20 protein-coding genes and 2 pseudogenes are annotated in these 19,047 nt (G+C 58.4%); 17 read left to right on the forward strand and 5 right to left on the reverse strand.

Annotated elements, in window-relative coordinates; translation table 11 throughout:
• The first annotated feature begins 96 nt into the window (after positions 1–96).
• Positions 97–828, forward strand: coding sequence for a ZIP family metal transporter (locus ACFQH2_RS09440; protein ID WP_377053019.1), 732 nt, complete (start codon positions 97–99; stop codon positions 826–828).
• A gap of 49 nt (positions 829–877) precedes the next feature.
• On the opposite strand, the gene ACFQH2_RS09445 is transcribed toward ACFQH2_RS09440, so the two are convergent.
• Positions 878–1,579 carry a proteasome subunit beta gene (locus ACFQH2_RS09445; protein ID WP_377053021.1) on the reverse strand — a complete coding sequence of 234 codons (702 nt, stop codon included), beginning with the start codon at positions 1,577–1,579 and terminating at the stop codon, positions 878–880.
• Positions 1,580–1,669: 90 nt separating this feature from the next.
• On the opposite strand from ACFQH2_RS09445, the gene ACFQH2_RS09450 reads away from it, so the two are divergent.
• The 4 genes and pseudogenes from ACFQH2_RS09450 (at position 1,670) to ACFQH2_RS09465 (ending at position 4,485) form a co-directional block, all read left to right on the forward strand.
• Complete coding sequence (locus ACFQH2_RS09450; protein WP_377053023.1) at positions 1,670–2,299, forward strand: class I SAM-dependent methyltransferase; 630 nt, start codon at positions 1,670–1,672, stop codon at positions 2,297–2,299.
• A gap of 170 nt (positions 2,300–2,469) precedes the next feature.
• A pseudogene (locus ACFQH2_RS09455) lies at positions 2,470–3,231 on the forward strand (ABC transporter ATP-binding protein); the annotation flags it as partial.
• A gap of 66 nt (positions 3,232–3,297) precedes the next feature.
• Positions 3,298–3,978, forward strand: a pseudogene (locus ACFQH2_RS09460) (ABC transporter permease); the annotation flags it as partial.
• A gap of 72 nt (positions 3,979–4,050) precedes the next feature.
• Entirely contained in the window at positions 4,051–4,485 is a 435-nt protein-coding gene (locus ACFQH2_RS09465) for an ABC transporter permease (protein WP_377076983.1), read from the forward strand.
• A gap of 748 nt (positions 4,486–5,233) precedes the next feature.
• On the opposite strand, the gene ACFQH2_RS09470 is transcribed toward ACFQH2_RS09465, so the two are convergent.
• Positions 5,234–5,380: a hypothetical protein gene (locus ACFQH2_RS09470; RefSeq protein ID WP_377053029.1), complete on the reverse strand. Its 147-nt coding sequence runs from the start codon at positions 5,378–5,380 to the stop codon at positions 5,234–5,236.
• A 350-nt stretch (positions 5,381–5,730) separates the two neighbouring features.
• Between ACFQH2_RS09470 and ACFQH2_RS09475 the strand changes: the two genes are divergently transcribed.
• The 5 genes from ACFQH2_RS09475 (at position 5,731) to ACFQH2_RS09495 (ending at position 9,190) form a co-directional block, all read left to right on the forward strand.
• Complete coding sequence (locus tag ACFQH2_RS09475) at positions 5,731–5,913, forward strand: FAD-dependent oxidoreductase (protein ID WP_377053031.1); 183 nt, start codon at positions 5,731–5,733, stop codon at positions 5,911–5,913.
• A 161-nt stretch (positions 5,914–6,074) separates the two neighbouring features.
• Positions 6,075–6,713: an IS6 family transposase gene (locus tag ACFQH2_RS09480; protein ID WP_377076665.1), complete on the forward strand. Its 639-nt coding sequence runs from the start codon at positions 6,075–6,077 to the stop codon at positions 6,711–6,713.
• 80 nt (positions 6,714–6,793) lie between these two features.
• Positions 6,794–7,045 (forward strand): FAD-dependent oxidoreductase, encoded by a 252-nt coding sequence (locus ACFQH2_RS09485; RefSeq protein WP_377053035.1) that lies wholly within the window; start codon positions 6,794–6,796, stop codon positions 7,043–7,045.
• Between the two features lie 63 nt (positions 7,046–7,108).
• The gene (locus ACFQH2_RS09490) at positions 7,109–7,522 is read left to right on the forward strand and encodes a hypothetical protein (RefSeq protein WP_377053037.1); all 414 of its coding nucleotides are present in this window, start codon (positions 7,109–7,111) and stop codon (positions 7,520–7,522) included.
• Between the two features lie 816 nt (positions 7,523–8,338).
• Entirely contained in the window at positions 8,339–9,190 is an 852-nt protein-coding gene (locus ACFQH2_RS09495; RefSeq protein ID WP_377053039.1) for a polysaccharide lyase, read from the forward strand.
• Positions 9,191–9,222: 32 nt separating this feature from the next.
• On the opposite strand, the gene ACFQH2_RS09500 is transcribed toward ACFQH2_RS09495, so the two are convergent.
• A complete protein-coding gene (locus ACFQH2_RS09500; RefSeq protein WP_377076666.1) occupies positions 9,223–9,852 on the reverse strand; it encodes an ATP-grasp domain-containing protein in 630 nt (209 codons plus the stop codon).
• Positions 9,853–9,863: 11 nt separating this feature from the next.
• Positions 9,864–10,193, reverse strand: a complete 330-nt coding sequence (locus ACFQH2_RS09505; protein ID WP_377076667.1) for a hypothetical protein — start codon at positions 10,191–10,193, stop codon at positions 9,864–9,866.
• A 109-nt stretch (positions 10,194–10,302) separates the two neighbouring features.
• Here ACFQH2_RS09505 and ACFQH2_RS09510 point away from each other — a divergent pair, with 109 nt between their 5' ends.
• Complete coding sequence (locus tag ACFQH2_RS09510; RefSeq protein ID WP_377053043.1) at positions 10,303–10,962, forward strand: HAD family hydrolase; 660 nt, start codon at positions 10,303–10,305, stop codon at positions 10,960–10,962.
• Between the two features lie 47 nt (positions 10,963–11,009).
• Here the strand turns inward: ACFQH2_RS09510 and ACFQH2_RS09515 are convergent, their stop codons facing one another.
• On the reverse strand, positions 11,010–11,624 hold the full coding sequence (locus ACFQH2_RS09515; RefSeq protein ID WP_377053045.1) for a PIG-L deacetylase family protein: 615 nt from the start codon (positions 11,622–11,624) through the stop codon (positions 11,010–11,012).
• A gap of 1,057 nt (positions 11,625–12,681) precedes the next feature.
• Between ACFQH2_RS09515 and ACFQH2_RS09520 the strand changes: the two genes are divergently transcribed.
• The 6 genes from ACFQH2_RS09520 (at position 12,682) to ACFQH2_RS09545 (ending at position 18,841) form a co-directional block, all read left to right on the forward strand.
• Positions 12,682–14,091: a flippase gene (locus ACFQH2_RS09520; protein ID WP_377076668.1), complete on the forward strand. Its 1,410-nt coding sequence runs from the start codon at positions 12,682–12,684 to the stop codon at positions 14,089–14,091.
• Between the two features lie 262 nt (positions 14,092–14,353).
• Complete coding sequence (locus tag ACFQH2_RS09525) at positions 14,354–14,503, forward strand: NAD(P)-binding domain-containing protein (RefSeq protein WP_377076669.1); 150 nt, start codon at positions 14,354–14,356, stop codon at positions 14,501–14,503.
• Between the two features lie 220 nt (positions 14,504–14,723).
• On the forward strand, positions 14,724–15,695 hold the full coding sequence (locus ACFQH2_RS09530) for a nucleotide sugar dehydrogenase (RefSeq protein WP_377076984.1): 972 nt from the start codon (positions 14,724–14,726) through the stop codon (positions 15,693–15,695).
• Positions 15,685–16,881: a glycosyltransferase family 2 protein gene (locus ACFQH2_RS09535; RefSeq protein ID WP_377076670.1), complete on the forward strand. Its 1,197-nt coding sequence runs from the start codon at positions 15,685–15,687 to the stop codon at positions 16,879–16,881. Before ACFQH2_RS09530 ends, ACFQH2_RS09535 begins: the two co-directional genes overlap by 11 nt.
• The gene (locus ACFQH2_RS09540; RefSeq protein ID WP_377076671.1) at positions 16,878–17,417 is read left to right on the forward strand and encodes a hypothetical protein; all 540 of its coding nucleotides are present in this window, start codon (positions 16,878–16,880) and stop codon (positions 17,415–17,417) included. Before ACFQH2_RS09535 ends, ACFQH2_RS09540 begins: the two co-directional genes overlap by 4 nt.
• Positions 17,418–17,479: 62 nt before the next feature.
• Positions 17,480–18,841, forward strand: a complete 1,362-nt coding sequence (locus tag ACFQH2_RS09545; protein WP_377076672.1) for a hypothetical protein — start codon at positions 17,480–17,482, stop codon at positions 18,839–18,841.
• Positions 18,842–19,047 lie beyond the last annotated feature (206 nt).

The raw sequence follows: 19,047 nt of genomic DNA on the forward strand, positions 1-19,047 counted from the left end.
GACGCAACCAGAGCGGTACAGCTCGCCGCGCAGGAGGCATCCTCTCGTGGCCAGGAGCAACAGTGCGCATCTCCCGTTGGTGACGAAACATCGGTCATGCTAGCGTTTCAGGAGGAGTTCTACTGGATCGCGGTGTTTGCCATCGTCGCCGCAGTCGTGAACGGGGCAGGCATCATCGCAATCTTGCAACACCGGGAGCGGGCGGAACAGACGCTTCCCTTTCTCATGTGCTTTGCCGCGGGAATCCTGCTCACGACGCCGCTGATTCACGCGCTACCGAACGCGATCGGAAGCACCGCTGACGCGGGATTCACCGCCCTGGCTGGCTTTCTCTTCATGTACCTCTCCAACGAACTGATCCAGCGCCGGACCGGAGAGGCGACCCTCGCGTTCGGGGTGACGGCCGCGGAGGGCATCGGGATCCACTCGCTCGTAGACGGCGTCGTCTACACGGTTACGTTCAACATCTCCCTCCTGACTGGCGTCCTTGCAGGAACGGGATTGGTGGTCCACGAGTTCGCCGAGGGGGTGATCACGTACCTGGTCTTGCTGAAAGGGAACGTCAGCGAGCGAACCGCGGCGATATACGCGTTTTTCATCGCGTCACTGACGACGCCGTTTGGGGCCTTCGTCGCCTATCCGCTGGTGAGCGGCCTGGAAGCACACCGTCTCGGACTCCTGCTCGGCTTCGTCTCGGGTGTGCTGATCTACGTCTCCGCCGCCCATCTGCTTCCCGAGGCGCGGTCGTACGAAAAAGCACATTCGGTGCTTGCATTTCTGGCCGGCGTCGGGCTGGCGTTGTTCATCGTGTTCTCGCGGACGGTGTGATACGGACTGTTGACGGCGACACGACCAACCGATTGAGCCGTCGGATGCCCTACCGAAATTCGTCGACGGAGTCGTATCGGTCGATATCGACACCCCTCTGCGAGATTTCGGCGACGTGAACCCCGACCCCGGTCTGGACATCTCGCTCGATGGCGCTTTCGATGGCACGACCCGCAATCAGTCGGGCTTCCGACAGCGACGGCGACTGTGGAACTTCGGCGTCGAGAATTCCATAGGCGGCCTCCCGACCGCTTCCCACGGCAGCATACGTCTCCTCGACGACGCCTTCGTCCCGACCGATGGTGAACACGTGCGAACCGTCATCGACGCCCCCGAGGAGAACGGTTATATCGGATACGGCGTGTTCTCGAAGCTCCCTTGCCGTCACGGTGCTGAGCGTTGCACTGTCCATCGGTTCGTCGTGTTCGGTCTCGTAGCGGTCGGCTTCGGCTCTGATCGTCCGGACGAACGATTGCAGTTCTCCGAGGTCCCCGGTCGATCCCAGTACAGCGGTCGGATGGACCTGACTCATCTTCTGGACGTCCTCACTGCTCGTGACCGTGCCCCGACTCGTGCGTGTATCTGCTGCCATGAGTACACCATCTCCCGTCGTAATCCCGAGGAGCGTACCGCCCGACGCGGTCCCACCATCGGCTATCCGAACCGGGTCGAACGACCCTCGGTGGATCGTGCGAGGTCGATCCATCTCGTCGATAGCAGACCCATCGTTCTCATCCCGTGACTCAGCCATATGGGTGCCTACGGAACAGGTTCGTAACAAGCTTTCTCGGAACTGGAGTAGAAGGATACATTGGTAGTGCCGGGGAATCTATATCCGACTATGCCGAAATCAGCGCCGTTCGAGACCCACACTGAACGATACGAGGGTTGGTTCGAGAAGCACGAGGACGCCTACCAGTCCGAACTGGCTGCGCTGGATCGGCTCGTCCCGGCGACCGGCCGCGGCATCGAGATCGGTGTCGGGAGCGGACGCTTCGCCGCCCCACTTGGCATCGACGTCGGGATCGACCCGGCCGAGGCGATGCTCGAACGGGCCCGCAAGCGGGGAGTCGACGTGGCCAGAGGCGTCGCTGAACAGCTCCCCGTCCGGGACGCCACGTTCGACACTGCGCTGATCGTGACGACGATCTGCTTCGTCGACGATATTCCCCGAACGCTGGCCGAAGCCGACCGGATCCTCTCGGCGTCGGGCCAACTCGTGATCGGCTACATCGACAAAGACAGTCCGGTCGGCCGGATCTACCAGGAGAACAAAGAACAGAACCCGTTCTACAGGGAGGCGACGTTCGTCTCGACGGATGACCTCCTCGACTCACTCGAAGCCGCCGGCTTCAGTGAGTTCGAGTTCGTCCAGACGATCTATCAGTGGCTCGATGAGATAGACGATCCCGAACCGATCGAAGACGGATACGGCGACGGTTCCTTCGTCGGTATCAAAGCCAGCCGCTAGTGGCGAGAGGCGCCGAATAACCCAGATAAGTTGTAATCTGCTCCTTGTCTGGCCGATCACTGTACCCCACCACAATCATATATCCGTGAATTCGCCGTAGCTTTTCGTATGCTGCAGCTAGCGTTGGTAACTCCCATTAGCCGCCCGCCAAGCGGAGGTGGGGCCAGGAGATGACCGATTCTACCGTTGCCGAGACGGACAGTCACTCAGATACGGCAGTTTCCGTCCAGCAAGTGGTGAAGACGTACTACGTCGGTCAACCCGTGCATGCCCTTGATGACGTGACCTTCGAACTACCACGTGGCTCCTACACGGCGGTTATGGGGCCGAGTGGCTCCGGGAAGAGTACCCTGATGAACCTCATCGGGTGTCTTGATACGCCGACCGAAGGAACTGTCGTCGTGAACAGTCAGGACGTGACAAGCCTCTCCGACCGCGAGCGAACACGGCTACGCGGAGAGGAGATCGGTTTCGTTTTTCAGACGTTCAACCTGATGCCCCGGCTCACCGCCCTGCAGAACGTTGCCTTGCCGATGGTCGCTCGGAACGTGTCTCGTGACCGGCGGGTCGAGCGTGCACAGTCGCTACTGGGCCGGGTCGGCCTGGCTGATCGGGTCGATCACTTGCCAAACGAGTTGTCCGGTGGCCAGCGTCAGCGGGTTGCCATCGCCCGGGCACTCGTCAACGACCCCACACTGCTTCTGGCCGACGAACCGACAGGCAACGTCGATACCGATACGGGAGCAACCATCATGAATCTCTTCGCCGAACTCCACGCCGCCGGGAACACTCTATTGGTGGTCACCCACGAGCGCCGAATCGCCGAACATGCTGACAGAATACTCCACCTCCTCGATGGCGAACTGGAGCGTATCGAACGGATAGAGACACCACGGCGGCCGACAGTTGACAGTGGGGAGGAGACTGATGGAGGTCTTCGAAGCTTTCGGATGGCCTGGCGGTCGATCCGTGGTCATCGCCTCCGCTCGACGTTGACCACTCTCGGGGTCGTCATCGGCGTCGGTGCAGTCATCACCTTCGTCATGCTCGGCGCCAGCCTGGAAGGTGCGATCATCGGTGACGTCGCCGCCGGACAGTCGCCTGCGATGGCCGTCTCGGCCCAGCAAGTAGACGGTCAGGGTGGTCCGGGCGTAGAGAGCGGTCAGGCGGTCTTCACCGAACACGATATTCAGGAGATTCAGCGCCTCGAAGGGGTCGAATCAGTCGTTCCTGAGGGGACCGTTTCGCTATCAGGGGTTACGTTTCAAAACCAGACCATCGGACTCAGGTCGATGACCACAACCACGCCGAACTACTTCAGAGCGACGGGGACCCAGAACTTCTCTGAGGGTGGAACCTTTGCGCTCGGTCAACGCGAAGTGGTTCTCAACGACGCGGCGGCGACGGTCTTCGATACAAATGTCTCGGTTGGAGACACGATTGCGATAACGTACAGCAGCGGAGAGACTGTGGACGCCGCGGTCGTGGGCGTCCTCAAAGCGACGTCGACTGATGGCGGGGGATTTCAACCCGGTGGCATCGGTCGACCACAGGTGTACGGACCAACCGATCCCTTTGCGCAATCTCAACTTACGAGTCCATCTACGGGCGAGCGCCAGCGGGTCTACTCGCGGTTGACAGTTATCGCGACGGATTTCGACCAGGTCGACGCAGTCGCCGAGAGAGTCAGAGGCTATCTCGAGTCCGAGTCCGATGCAAGCGAACTCCTCCCGTCGTCGTACGAGACGTCCGTGCAAACGAACGAGCAGTTCGTCGAACAGATCCAGAACGTTTTGAACACGTTCACGGGATTCATCACCGGTATCGCGGTCATCTCACTCGTCGTCGGTGCGATCGGTATTGCCAACATCATGCTGGTCAGTGTGACTGAACGGACTCGTGAGATCGGCATCATGAAAGCCGTCGGCTTCCAGAATCGGGATATCCTCCAGCTATTTCTGGTCGAGGCAGTCATTCTCGGACTGATCGGGTCGGTCGTGGGAATTCTGGTAGGGATACTCGGCGGGTATGCAGTCACACGGGTTCTGGATCTTCCGTTTACGTTCCCACTGGAATGGGCCGTTATCGCGGTAGTCGTCGGTATCGTCGTCGGTGTGGTCGCCGGTCTCTATCCGGCGTGGGACGGTGCGCGAACTGATCCGATCGAGGCGCTTCGATACGAGTGAACTGCAGATTCCAGTTCATCGGCTCTGAAACGGGACCACGTTGTCGATGAAGTTTCCCTGTTGACGTCGATCAGTGTCGCAAGCCATTCACTCGCTGCGTCGAGATCGGCTGGCGTATTCACATTTGTTCGTCACCTGTCGCGTTCGGCCAGTTCGACGTACTGATCGGCCACTAGCTAACAGTTTCGCTCAGTTCGTGTTCACCCTCTTTTGTGGCTGTACTAACTACGTGTAGTTTCTGTGTAGGGGACGTACCAGTCGAGCCGACCAATCCACGGTCGTTTACATAGCTGCTGATCGATACAGAGCGTTCTCCTTCGAGTCTCTAGGTGGCTCAGACGTCGTAACGGACCGATCATACTGCTCTCACGTCCGGTACTGTGTAGAAGTTAGCTACGATCCCCGATCTAGGAACGAAATCACACAAGGGCAAGAAGAGATAGAGTGGCCTCCAGAGCGGGTGGACAGTCTGTGGTCCCGGTATCCACAATCAACGATTTGAGCGTCGACGTCGAACACACAGTTGACTGCTTCATAATCGGGTTCCGTCTATCGGTTTCTCCTCTGCGGGCGTGAGATGGCTGTCAGAAGACATGAGGCACTCGTCTGTATCACAGTTAGCCAGCGGGTAGATCCGGTCTATCCTCCGTTTTCGTCGAGTATGACGTATGATCTGCCGGGCTGGGTTGCTCGACGACGGAGCGTCCCATACTGGCGCTACAGACGCTTACTCGCCATTACAAGCCGATTATGAAGTTTTGACGTCTCCCGCTTCGGAGCCGAGAGTTTCGAGCCACCAGTGGGAGGCGATTCCCTGCTTTTCCGCCTTTCTGTGCTCGTCGCTCGCTCCGACTGCCAGTTTTTCTCCTAGATCATATCCGAACTGTCTGTCCACACTCTCTTGCGGGGCTGAGAACCGATTATGAATCATCGACGACGACGAGACCGCCATCCGGACAGGCGCTCAACGACGGAGGTGGCTTCGGAGTGAGTATGACATTTACCGTTTCTTCCCGGCATGAAGAGTTGATAGAAGGTTCGTCAGGGGAGAGCGCGTCTCCGTACCCTTACCGTTCTCACTGATGAGCAGCCGAGCGAAACAGCGAAGCACTAATTACCTGCGAGAGTGCCCCCGTCTTTGTCAGGCACAGCCTCAGTATTTCACTCGTGCATAATACTCAAGGAGACAGTATCTACTTCTAAGATATGGAGACCTAAGACATTGCTATTGTCGGGGGTGGCTGCGTGGGGTGTTCGGTCGCGTACCACCTGGCGAGGGACTCGTCTCTCGATATCTGTGTCATTGAGAAGGAGCACCACCTCGCCGAGCACCAGAGCGGTCGGAACTCCGGGGTCTTACATCCCGGATTTAATTATCCACCCGGGTCACTGAAAGCCGGTTTGCAACCGAGGGCACTCGACGAATGAAAGAGTAATGCAGGGCCAACATTCTCCCTCTCGATGAACTCGGTGTCGTAGTAATCGCAACCGATCAGGAAGAACGACACCGTCACACTGAACTTCAGGTTCAGGCCACCGAGAACGGTCGTGTTAAGTTAGGAACGAGGCGGTCGAAGATTCGGATGTTCATGGCCGAAACCGACCGCCTCAACGAATCTACAGACTGGATCGACTTGGAGTTTGTGCAGCGTGAGAGGACACCCCCGCAGCTCATTAAAAAGGGTATTCGCCACCATCTTGCGGGCCTATCACTCTCGAATACAGTTGTGTTACGTGAGGAGTCGGGTGTCAAACGCAGTCGCACTGCGGTTCACAACTGGGTTCAAAAAGCGGATTTACAGCCGAGCGGCGGTGAGAATCTGGATCGAGTTGCGGTCGATCAAAAATCGATCCGGATCAACGACGAGCAATACTGGCTGTACACCGCGGTTGATCCTGAATCCAACAAAATTCTCCATTCACGACTGTTCCCAACGTATACGGTGCCGATTGCACGAGAGTTTCTCACTGAATTGACCGAGAAACACGCCGTCACAGACGCCGTGTTTCTCGTCGATGACGCAGATGACCTCATCGCCGGCCTTCGACGAGAAAATCTCAGCTACCGCGTCCAGCAACACGGCTTTCAGAACGCCGTCGAACGTGTCTTTCGTGAGGTAGAACGACGAACATCTTCGTTTTCAAACTGCTTCAGCCACGTTGATCCAGATACCGCAGAATCATGGCTACAAGCTCACGCCGTCTGGTGGAATCAATGGCTAAGTTAACACCGCCCCGAGAACGGGGTTAAAACCGAACTCCTCGAGGACCAGGGCGCGATTCGAGAGCAGGAACAGTTGCTGTTGGAGTGACTGCTCTCTACTGTCCGGAGGCTGCATCGGTTGACTCACAGAAATACGTCTACTCGCTTGCTGGAGATGCAGAGAACATGGGCGTGGATTTTTTCACCGGCTACGAGGTTGAGGCGATCCGTACTGGCGATCATAGCCATCGTATTCAGACATCAAACGGAACGATCACGAGTTCGTATCTGGTCAATACTGCAGCCCTCAACGCAGACGAACTCGCCCATCAGATGGATGTCGGAACCGAGTATTAGATCGTTCCGTTTCGTGACGAGTACTACGAACTGGTCCCGGAGCAACGCCACCTGGTACGATCGATGATCTGTCCAAGGCCCGATCCTGACCTGCCCTTCCTGGGCGTCCACTACACCCGGCGGACCGATGATAAAGTGATTATCGGTCCGAACGCCGTCCTCGCATTCGACCGTGAGGCATACGAAAACACACCATTTGATATATCTGAACTCCTCGATACGCTTGGATTCGAGGGATTCTGGAAGTTGTTCGCGTCCCCAAAGATGATTAGCGTGGGTATTACCGAACTGAACAAGTTCCCTAACGACGGGACACTGATCAAGGATCTACTCTTCGAACACGGCCCTTGTTCCATTCACGTACTCAATGCTGTGTCGCCGGGATTGACGTCGTCGCTTCCCTTTGGCGAGTATCTTGCAAGTGAACTCACAGATCGGTTCGAGTCATTATGCCACCGGATGAGGATGATGACGTGAATCCGGACGATGTGCTTCTTCTTTGTTTGGAATCACCATGTCGAACTTCGACTTCAGCTCAGAGGCACCATATGCAACCGATAGCCGATGGCTTGAGATTCAGTTCTTTCTCCGTGTGTGGGGTGGCGAATCGGCCCCACTGTGACCTTTCGTTTGGATCCACCTGAGAACCCGTCCAGCCCGGCTGGTTGCGAGTGCATCGCGTGCCGAAACCGCTTTTATTTCTGGTTCTGATCCGTCCGAATCTACAGAAGTATAAGGCCGACGAACAGGCCAAGGAAAACCGACGAAACGCCCAGGCCACCGAGAAAGTGAGACTCGAAAATCATATAGACGTATATTGCGCTGGCCTTACCAACAACGTACGCATTCCATGTCGTCCAGCGCTTCCTGATTCCACAACCGAGTGCGTAAGCGAGCGATCTGAGGTAGAGTGAACCTGCAATTAGCCCTGGGCTTGGAAGTGGATATAGATAAGAACGTATTTATATAACATATTTTTGAGGTTAAGCAGGCTTGTTATTGTTATGAATCAAGCGAGAATAGAATCCTCTGGTTGGGCACCCGACAGGCTGCTTCGGTTCAATTCTATTGTGGCGAATTGTTTCAACAATAGCCATTGGAAGAGTGTCGACGGAAAGACCGGTTAGGGCCGACTCCTGTTGATCGCAGAACAGCTTAATGCACGTCTGCAGCCAGTAAGCCAACCCCTTTCGCCCGCTACCGTGCATAAGATATTTATACTAATATTATCTGCGACGGTAGTACACGTGGATGCACCGGCGGCAATATCTAGGACTGATCTTGACCGGAGCCGTGGCACTCACGGGCTGTACGAACAACAGTAGCGAGGACGCGCCGGCAACCACTGACCAGCCCAAGGAGACTACCGTCGGTGACAATCAGGCATATATCTCTTACGATTCCCTGGCGTACCGCGAGGTCTTTGACTATGAGGAGGAACGAAGTAGGGACCTCCTCACGAACTCCCCCTCGCACAACGGCTCGGCGCTCGAAGTTCCTATTCCGGAGGGGCAGCACCGTGGGATGCGGATGCGCTTCTGGTTTGCGGACCACTTCAGCGAGGAACCCGAAGCCGCGTCCGCCACTTACTGGCTGTACGTCCCGAAGGACTTCGAGTTCGCCGCGTCGCACTCCGGTGGTGGGAAGCTACCTGGGTTCCAGGGAACGTATGGGAACTGTGGCGCTGGTGACCTCGGCCCCTGTGACGGCTCGGACGGCTGGTCGGCGCGGATGAGCTTTATCCGTCCGAAGGCGGCGTACCTTGATACAGATATTGGGCTCGCACACTACGTCTATCACGGCGAAATGAACTACAGCCCAACCTACCCGTACGGCACCTACCTACGATGGAATCGCGGTCTCACGCTCGGTGAGTGGCACCGCATTGACCAATTCGTCCAGATGAACACTCTCGGTAACCACGACGGTATACTCCGCGGCTGGGTTAACGGTAAGCTGGCGCTCGACCGAGACGGGTTGCTCTTCCGTGGGGCCGAGGCCGAGGACATCCGTATCGAGGAGTTCGTGAACACGGTCTACTTTGGTGGCCAGTGGCCATCCCCAGTGGACAACGCGATGTACTTCGGGGATCTCGAGATCAGGACCGGGCCGCCGGAGTCCTCGTCACTTGACAAGCCGACATGACGGGCGTCGCGAACACCCTCACCCGTCACGAGTTACTTTCCGAGGTTGAGGTCGTCTGCGAAGATATGGTCGTCGTACCGGATCATATAACGGTCGGCGACGTACCTGTCGACAGGCGCTACCGTCTCGTGGAGCGCGTCCCTAACGAGGAGGTCAAACTCATTGACGTCAGCCGCGACAGTCAGACACGAGGTCGACGAGAACCGGGGATTAACCTCGATAGTTTTGGGGATTCCCTCGGCGTCCAGCACCTGCTGGACGTTCACCGGCCCCTTCGGGTCTAGCGTATCGAAGATGCTGCGACACGAGTCCGCAACAGCGGGCGCGCGACGCGTCACGCCGAGCACCGTCGAGCCGTCCTTCTCGATTGCTTCCTTGGGGACGACGCCGAGCAGGCGGCCGTCTCTCGTTCCGACCACGCTAGTCGTGAACTCGGGGCCGTCAAGGTATGCTTGCACCAAGAGGTCCTCTGGGTTCCTCTCGGTCCGCGCCAGGTGGTCGTGGAGGCTAGACTTGTCGTCGACACGCTGGACACCCCGGCTTCCGCGCCCGCGTCGAGGCTTCACGATGAGCGGGTACACTTCTTCGTCGATACGCTCCGCCTCGGAGGCGAGCCAAGTCGCGGGCAGGTCATCGCCCGCGTCGGCCAGCCACTGGTGCATCTCGTATTTGTCTAGGGCGGCGTCGATAACGGGCTGCCGGGGGCGACTATTGGTGTCTCGGATGGCAGCGCCGCCCGGAGGCGTGTGAGTTCGGCTAACTCCTCGTCGACGGTTGGGACCAACACGTCTACACCGAACCGATCGACGACCGCGGCCACCGCAGCTGGCCAGTCGTCGTCGGTCGCCAGCGGGACGGGTGCCCCCGCGTCTGCCAGGCGAATTCCCGCAGCTGCGGGGTTCGCGTCGATACCGATCACCTTGTGATCCGTCCTGGCCAGCAGCGATTTCACCGCCCCAACGCCGCTTGCGCCGCCGACGCCGGTCACGAGTACTGTCGCCATGTAGTTCGTTTGCCAGTTGTGACACTTATCTAATAACTGCTTACGACGGGACGACTACAGTAGGACCTAACTATTGAAATGCTATTGTCCCTAAATATAACCACTTGCAATGCCTGCCGCAGTGTGTTTCGACCTTGATGGGACACTGTTCGACGACCGTCAGTACGTGCGCGCGGGCCTCGAACGTGCCGGCGAAGTCTACGCTGAGCGAACTGGCGTTGACTTGACCGATGCTTTTCTTCGGGCGTACTTCCAAGCCAATGCGACCGACGCAACGTTCGATGCGGTGCTCGCAGAGCGTGGATACTCCCTTGATGCAGTCCCGGAGTTGGTCGATGCGTACCACGCCAACGACGCCGCGCTGGTACCGTTCTCGGATGTTGAACCGACGCTGTCGGTCCTCAAAAACGAGTACGCGCTCGGCTTGGTCACCGGCGGGCGAAACGGTCGCGCAAAACTTCATCGGCTCGGGCTGGCGGACTACTTCGATATCGTGATCGTCACATCGGAACTCGACACATCCAAGCGGGAGCCCAAACCATACAAGACTGCACTACGGGAACTCGACGTGCCGGCAGAGGCGGCGGTGTACGTCGGTGACCGCCCCAGCCTGGATGTCTTACAGCCCCGAGCCCTTGGCATGCGGACCGTGCGAGTACGGCGGGGCCAGTACGCGGAGCGCGTCCCGACCGGGGATGCCGTCCCGGATGTCACCATCGATAGCCTTGCCGAGCTCCCAGACTTGCTGGCGTCCCTGCCGGACGACTAAACCGAGTGAGGTAGGCCGGCAGAAAACACCACTCAGGGACTCGTCCGCTAGTTCCTCGGATCCTGCTTGATGCGTATGACTTGGAACGCCTCGGCATATCGGGTATTTGCTTGTCGCCCGCGGAACCGTGCCAGCCCTTCCATCGCCTCTGCTTCGAGATACTTCTTTTCGGACTGGCTCTCGTGAGTGCGAATTGCCTCGATCTTCTTTTTGAGCACAGATTCAGGCATGGGGCTGTAGTATTCCGGCGCGAACGAAGACCGCGTTGACGGCGACTCGAAGGACAGCACCTCGTCGACGTTCCGGGCCGCCGCGATAGATGCCAGCGCGGTGTTTCGGTGGTCTTGGTGGGTGTCTTTTTCCGAGTGGATGTAGACACGGTCGGCGCCGACCGACTCGAGGATGTCATCGATCTGCTTGACGAGTTCACCCCCGTAAGCGACTTCGGTGTCCGTATAGCCGAGAAAGTGGAGGTTGTCGACATCAAGAATCTCTGCTGCCCGCTCGCACTCGCGCTCCCGTTTGGCCGTGTTCGAGAGTTCGCCGCCGCTGGTCACCACGATGAAGTCTATAGTGTGTCCCTCGGCTCGGTGGAGTGCAACCGACCCGCCAGCCCCGATCTCGATGTCATCAGGGTGAGCTCCGATGGCGACAATGTTCATAACAGTAAGATGATTTCATAGGCATAATGTTATTTTCCAAATACCACTAGCGATGAGTTCGGGTCCGGACCGGTCGGCTGTTACGAAACAGTCAGGTGTAAAAATGTTGATGCTGCCGGTCCACTTGGCTTTTTCACTCGTCATCGAAACTGTGCGAAACTCGTAGTCGATCTCCGGGGAGAGCCCAGTGAGGCTTGTTACAAAGAACCCGGTCTCTACCCGCGTCTCGCCGATGCTACGGTCTATTCTTGTCGTCAACCTCAAGTCATTTGAAGTGACAGTTGGCAAACTGCGCGCCATCGAAGCCACTGAACGCCCAAAAGTCCATGGCTATCGTGTTCGGTCACGCCCCCACCCCTTAGAACCATATCTCTATAATTGCGCTATTCACCACCATAGGCACCCCTGCCGAAGCCCCCCTCGCCGTAGCCACTATTCCCGGCGCGTGTGCTACCTTTCTGGCTCGCCACCGCTCCGAGACCAATGGCGACCGCCCCAGTCATATGCACGAAGCCTCGTCGATCCACGGAAAATTCGGAATCGGGACTGGTAATATCGTCATACTCGTGTTTAGGATCTTCTACCATATGCGTAGGTACAAGCTACTACGGGTAATTAATACTTTTTGCTAACTGCTTACCTACTATACAAATTTATATACTTACTAATATAATATAGGATATTTATACTAACTAGATAGGAATCTCCAAACCTAAAGTAAGGTACTATTACCTCCACCGATCAGGCGACTCTGAGTGTTCGCGCTGTGCAATCGTCGCTACGCTCGTGGAGTCGCGATTCCCATGTGCGGAGCCGGTCGCAGGGGTGCTCGGACGCCATGAAAGCTGCAAATACTATTGCCGGGCCTGATGTTCTTTGTGCCACAGCAGTCGTCACGAAAGCCGGTCGACCCGTATCTGTGCGTCGCAACCGGGTGGGTCCAGGGTAGCGTTCGCGCCACTCCTATGATTGACGGGGCCGTGCTTCGTCGTGGCGGTTGTCACTGGATACGATGGTCGACGCTTCGAGCCTCTCACGGGACTTCGCGACTGAGACTATGGCGAGACTGGTGTACTACGTGACCTCGGGCTTAGTCATCGTCTTCCTCTCCCGAGAGCTGATGCCGTCGGACTATGGCAAGTTGTTTTTCGCCATCTCTGTACTGACCGTCTGCCGACTGTTCAGCAGTCTCGGGATCGCGAAGTCCGCGGCGAAACACGTCTCGTATTACCTCGATGCCGACGGCCAGCAGGTCCGCCACGTCCTCACACAATCCGTACGGTACAATGCCGTCTCCATCTCCGTGGTTGCTGGCACGGTCCTGTTCGGCGCAGGCACCATTGCGTCCGCTCTCGGCGAACCGACCATCGCTCCGCTGCTCGCCGTCGGGAGCCTCTACGTGGTGTTCGCAACATTGTACAACTACACTCGCGTGGTGCTCCAAGGGTTCCAGGACATCACCGCCAGCGCGACCGTCTATGCGAGCGAGGGCGTCGGGCGCATCGCTGGCGTGTTCATACTCGTCACGTTAGGCTACGAACTACTGGGAGCGCTCGTCGGCTACATCGTCGGTTTCGTGCTCGCGGCTGTCATCGGTGTCTGGCTGCTCGCCCAGCGAATCCCCTCCCGCAACGAGACCGACCCCATTGAGAACGGACTGGTCAGGCGTATGCTCCGGTACAGCCTACCGTTGACGGTGACGCGGGGTGCGTGGGTGCTCGACCGGGAAGTGGACATCATCCTCGTGGGATTATTTTTGAACCCCGCGGTCGTGGGATACTACGTCGTCAGCAAGCAGATCATGACGTTCGCGACGGGGCCTGCCCAGTCCATCGGGTTCTCTATCGGACCGCAGTTCAACGAGGCTGCGGTCGCCGAGAACGAGGCGTATGCCAGAAAGACCTACGAGCGCGTCCTCGTCTACCTCCTGTTGTTCTACCTCCCCGCCGTCGTCGGGCTGTTCCTGCTGGCGGCGCCGGTGGTAACGACGGTGTTTGGCGAGCAGTACCGGGATGTCGTGCCAATCCTCCAGACGTTCTGCGCCGCCATCGTGCTGGTTGCAGTGACGAAGTCGACAGAAGATATCCTTGACTACCTCGGGCGAGCTGACTCCCGTGCCGTCTTCAAGATACTGACTTCCGCCGGCAACGTTGCGCTTACTGTAGTGTTCATCCAGTCGCTAGGCGCGATCGGGGCCGCCGTAGCGACGGTCCTCATGCAGGCGGTGTACGCGGCGCTCTGTCTCGGAGTTGTGAACACCGAGCTCGGACTGCGGGCGGGGTTCCTCCTTCGGCAGTCCGTACAGGTCGTCGGAATCAGCACGATGTTGGCTATGGTGGTGCTGGTGATCCGCGGATATGCGAGCAGCCCAGTGGCAATCGCGGGCGTCATCGTCACAGGGACGATGGTCTGGACCGTGCTCGCCGTGTTCGGGGGTTCTTTTCTTTGGACTCGCTGTACAACCTAGCGCCCGGAAAGGAGTAGCGTCCCCCGATGGCCGACGGTCTCATCGACCCGCCGCCCCGCACGCATTCTCTTCCAAACGGGTATTCGATCACATTACAGCTCACGCTACGGACAGACAGGGAGAGTGTTCGCGGATATCTGGGAGCTTTTCTGCGCTTGCAGTGGGGGGTCGATCCGGCGCCACAGTACTTTGGCTGGTAAGTTTCAGTTATATATAATTCGTTGCTCATAACCAAAAGGGCCCTCCACAAAAGGGGGATAGCATGACGGAGATACGCGTCATTGGGATGGGGTTCGTTGGGATTCCACTCGCAGTCGCGTTCGACGACGCCGGCCACGAAGTCGTTGGACTCGACATCAAAGAAGAACGGATTCGAGAACTCAGACTGGGAACGACCCGACTAACGAACTAGAGGACGCGGTGATCAGGGAGAGTGACGTCGAGTTCACGACCGACCCGACAGCCGTCGAGGGGTTAGACTACGCCATCATTACGGTTCCCACGCCCATCGACGACTGGCACCGACCGGAACTCGACATGATAAAAGCCGCTGGACGCATTGTCGGCGACCAGCTTCAGCCGGGGGCACGGTCGTTCTTGAATCGACCGTCTACCCCGGGGGTACAAGGGAGATCCTCGTCCCGGCGCTTGAAGCCGCCTCGGGGCTGGAGGCCGGGCATGACTTCGGAGTCGGCTACTCTCCCGAACGCATCGCCCCCGGCCCCGCTGACGACTACAGTTTGCGACAAACGAGCAAGCTCGTTAGCGCGGGTGACGAACAGACGCTTTCGGAGACCGTCTCGCTCTACGAGTCCATCATCGAGGCCAGCGTCCACCCGGTGCCCACCATCGAAACGGCAGAGGCGGCAAAGTGTTTGGAGAACGTCCAGCGAGACGTCAACATCGCACTCATCAACGAGTTCACCATCGGATCCCGGAAACTCGACATCGACCTTGACCCCAGGGCAGTCCTTGACGCGGCAGGCACGAAACCAGCGTTCCACGACTACCAACCGGGTATCGTCGGCGGCCACTGCATCCCGATCGACCCCCATCTGCTGGCGAAACGGTTCAATCGGGACGGCTTCTACTCGGCACTAATAGAGAGCGCCCGCCGGACGAACGATTCCTTTCCGCGGCATATCGCCGAGCAGGTCGCCAAGAACGTCCCTCAAACCGAGACCGTCCTGCAGGCGGACGGGGGCGGAGTGGAAAGACTATCGGACGGAACGATGGCTGACAGGGAGTCCGAGGGGTTCCGTACGCTGGTCCTCGGATTCGCTTACAAGGCGAACATAAGTGACCCACGTAACGACGCCCTCGGCACGCTCATCGACGAACTGAACTCCTACGGCGCGTCCGTCGATGGTTACGATCCGCTGGTCGACGACAACCATTTGGCGGCCGAGTTCGGCGTCCATCCCGTCGATGATCCCGACTTCGCGGCGTATGACGCTGTCATTGTCACGACGCTTCACGACGAGTTCCGGGATTACAGCCTCAACGACCACAACACCGCGGACGAGTCGCCGTATATCGTCGATCTGACCGGCCACTTCAGGCAGTCCGCGGACACGCTGTCGACAGAGAATAATGTATCGTGATGCCACCGTCGGCGTGGTCGTCCCCGCCTACAACGAGGAAGGGTTCGTCGGTGACGTGCTGCGGGACATACCAGACTTCGTCGACCGGGTATACGCCATTGACGACTGCTCCACGGACGGCACGTGGTCAGAGATCCTTGACGCTGCCTCGGTAGCGGTGTGCGGCAACGGCGCCGGCAAACTCCAGTACCGCGACGAGCGGCCGGACGCCCACGGGTCATTCCTTCGCGAGCCCGAAGCATCGCGGTCAGTCGTACAGACGTTCGAAGATCGCATAGACACCATCGAGTCCCGTAACGATCTGGTAGCAATTGCACACACGGAGAACTTCGGCGCGGGCGGCGCCATCAAGACGGGCTACCTCGCCGCGCTCGTTGACGGCATTGACATCACCGTGACCATCGACGCAGATGGACAGATGGACCCACGAATCATGAATCGACTCGTCAAGCCCGTCGTCGACGGCCGCGTCGAGTACACGAAGGGGACCCGGCTCGTAGACGGCCGGCACTGGCGTGAAATGCCGCCAGTACGCGCGTTCGGTAACACCGTCCTGACATGCATGACGAAGGTAGCAAGCGGTTACTGGCCGATGACAGACTCCCAGAACGGGTACACGGCAATCTCTCTAGACGCCCTGCAGCGCATTGGGGTGGAGAACCTCTTCGAGTACTATGCGTACTGCAACGCAGTCCTCGTTCGCTTGAACACCCAGAATGCGCCCATCGCGGATGTCGAGGTCCCGACCACATACGGCGAAGAGACAAGCAACATCGAAATTTCAACGTTCCTGACCAAGGTAACGCCAATGCTCGCGGAGCGATTCCTCTGGCGGCTCCGCACTGAGCTTGTCGCCGACAAGTCGTCGCTCGTGGCGCTGCTGTACCTCGTCGGAGTGGTCTGTCTCCTCATCGGTTCAGTGCTCCTGACACCGCTTTGCCGGCTGGTAACCGGCCGGCGGTCCTACCGAGGTGCGGCGGAAACCTTGGGTGCGGGCGCGCTTTCGTTGACAGTCGCCATGGTCGTCGAGCGCACGGCATCAGCCGACCTCGTCGAAGTGGTGCTGCCGAGAACCACGACGGCTGGGGAGGTAAACGATGACCCGGTATTCGCGATTGGAACAGTCTCACCACCGACGCCCTGCCCCCGAGCATGGGTGCCGCTGCTCGACACTGACCAACTATGACGTTGCCGATGGACGTGTGGGCGATCGGAAGGGATTACGACAACATCGCAGGTACCGTTGCATACCTCGCGCCGGCGGCGGCCATTTCCGCGACAACCGGTGTTTACGTTGCGGGACTGACGACATTCGCTGTCGTCTCTCTGTACGCGACCGTGCCGATCGTGGTCGCGTCGACGACGGCACTCCTTGTCAACCGCGTTTCGATCGCGCGCGAGGTGGTGTTTGCGAGATCACTCACCCCGGCCAGATTGCGGCTCTCTGTTGCCGGCTACTTGACAATTCACGGACTCTCCCTGCTGACTGCGTCGGCCGGGGCCATCCGACCGTATGCCTACTACGGTCTTGTTGCGCTGGCGGCCGCCATCATACTGTTCCAGCTGCTCCACACTGAACCGAGCCGAGCACGAGTCGTTCTCTTCCTGACGGAGATTGCAGCCCTACTTGCGACTCTTGTCTGGTCAGTAACTCTAAAGTACCGGTATTTTTTGGACGCACAGATGTATTTCCCCACCACCGTTTTGTCGACAGCCTGCTGACCACCGGACACATTACTGATGCCTTCGGTTCGTACCAGGGGTTCCCGCTATGGCACGTCCTAATGGCGTTCCAGCAGCAGCTCTATGGCGGCGTCGTGGACACGCTCGTAGTGTTCTTTGTGACAACGGGCGTCGTCTATGCTGTGGCGACAGTCGCCATCTACGCGATGGCGAGACGGTTCGGATTTTCAAGAGTCATCGCCGTCGTGGCGGCTCTCGGGATGTGTGCGATACCGTTCGTGGTTTTATACGGGATGTATTCCATCCCGCGGAGCGTCACAGCTGTCCTGTTCCTGTTCTCCCTACTAGCCCTGCTGCTTGAGGACCGTCGAGGGACCTTCATATTCCTCGCGTTCGTCGTCGGAATCGCAGCCTACCACACTGTCAGCCTCCCGTTTATTTTCGTCACCCTTGGCGCGTACTACGCCGCGGAACGACTTCTCAACACGCGCTCTCACGGGAACGGAGCGTCTTCGTATGTGGTCTCCACAGGAGCCCTGCTCACGATACCGGTTGTGCAGGTGGTCTACTGGGGACTCATGGATCCTGCTTTGATAGAACGGCTCATCTCCCTCGCCACCGAGAACGCGACATACGGCCTGTCCAATGAGACCGGAGGTATCACGACACAGTTCATTGAGTCGCCACTGCACGAACTCGCAAACTACACTCCGTTCGGGTTCCTGTTGCTGTTCATAATGTTCGCCGTTGTCGGCTCGGCGGCCGCAAGCAGGCTCTCGCGGCGCGGCGAGTGCGTCCTATTGGCGACGCTGCTGCTGGTCCCACTCTCGTTCCCAGGGCCGGCGATGCTATTTAGCGTAGTGTCGAACGTTACGGCTGACATGGTCCTCCGGTTCGGCCAGTACACATACCCCTTCGTCGCGCTCACGTTCGGCGTCGGAGTCGTGTCTGCGGCGCGGGCCGGGGCGGCCGTCGGCGGCCGTCGCATCGCGCTGGCGGTTGTCGTCGTGCTGGCGTTCACCACCGTCTTCTTTGCCGTCTCGAACGACTTCGTCGCCTCGGACAACCCGGTGGTTGAGCGCGACGATTTCTACACTTTCTACCTCTCCGAGTCCGAGGTGACGAGCGTCGGGACGATCACCGAGACAGCCGACCGGTCGGTGACCAGTGACTACGTGACCTGCAGGTACGTTGAGAACCCCGGGAACGGGGATTGTCACATTATCCAAGCAGACCCGATGAACAGGGAGTTGCACACCGCGGACGGCTCAGTGTTCGTTCTCCGGGGCGCCGAACTAGCACAACGGCCGCTGAGCGTGTTCCCGACCAACGAGAGAGTGGAGGACCCGCCGTACTCGAACTTCCGCCAGTCCCTTCCGGCATCCTCGCCAGTCTGGAACGACCTCGACGACCGTCACCGCGTCTACGACTCGGGGTCCGTGACGGCCTATACAGCGGACTAACAGTACGCTCAGCCAGGGGTGGCCGCTTTCCGGATAGCGACATTATCTTCCCAGGAACAATTTATTACATTCCAACTACCGTACTCATACGGTTTCGATATATTTTTATATTAGTTATATATATACATATAAAATTAACCAAAAAGAGTATAAACCGTTTTGCTATATGGGTACCTATGACAGAGAACCACGGCTTCGACACACCC

This window comes from Natronoarchaeum sp. GCM10025703, assembly GCF_042661985.1.
Classification (GTDB): Archaea; Halobacteriota; Halobacteria; order Halobacteriales; family Natronoarchaeaceae; genus Natranaeroarchaeum.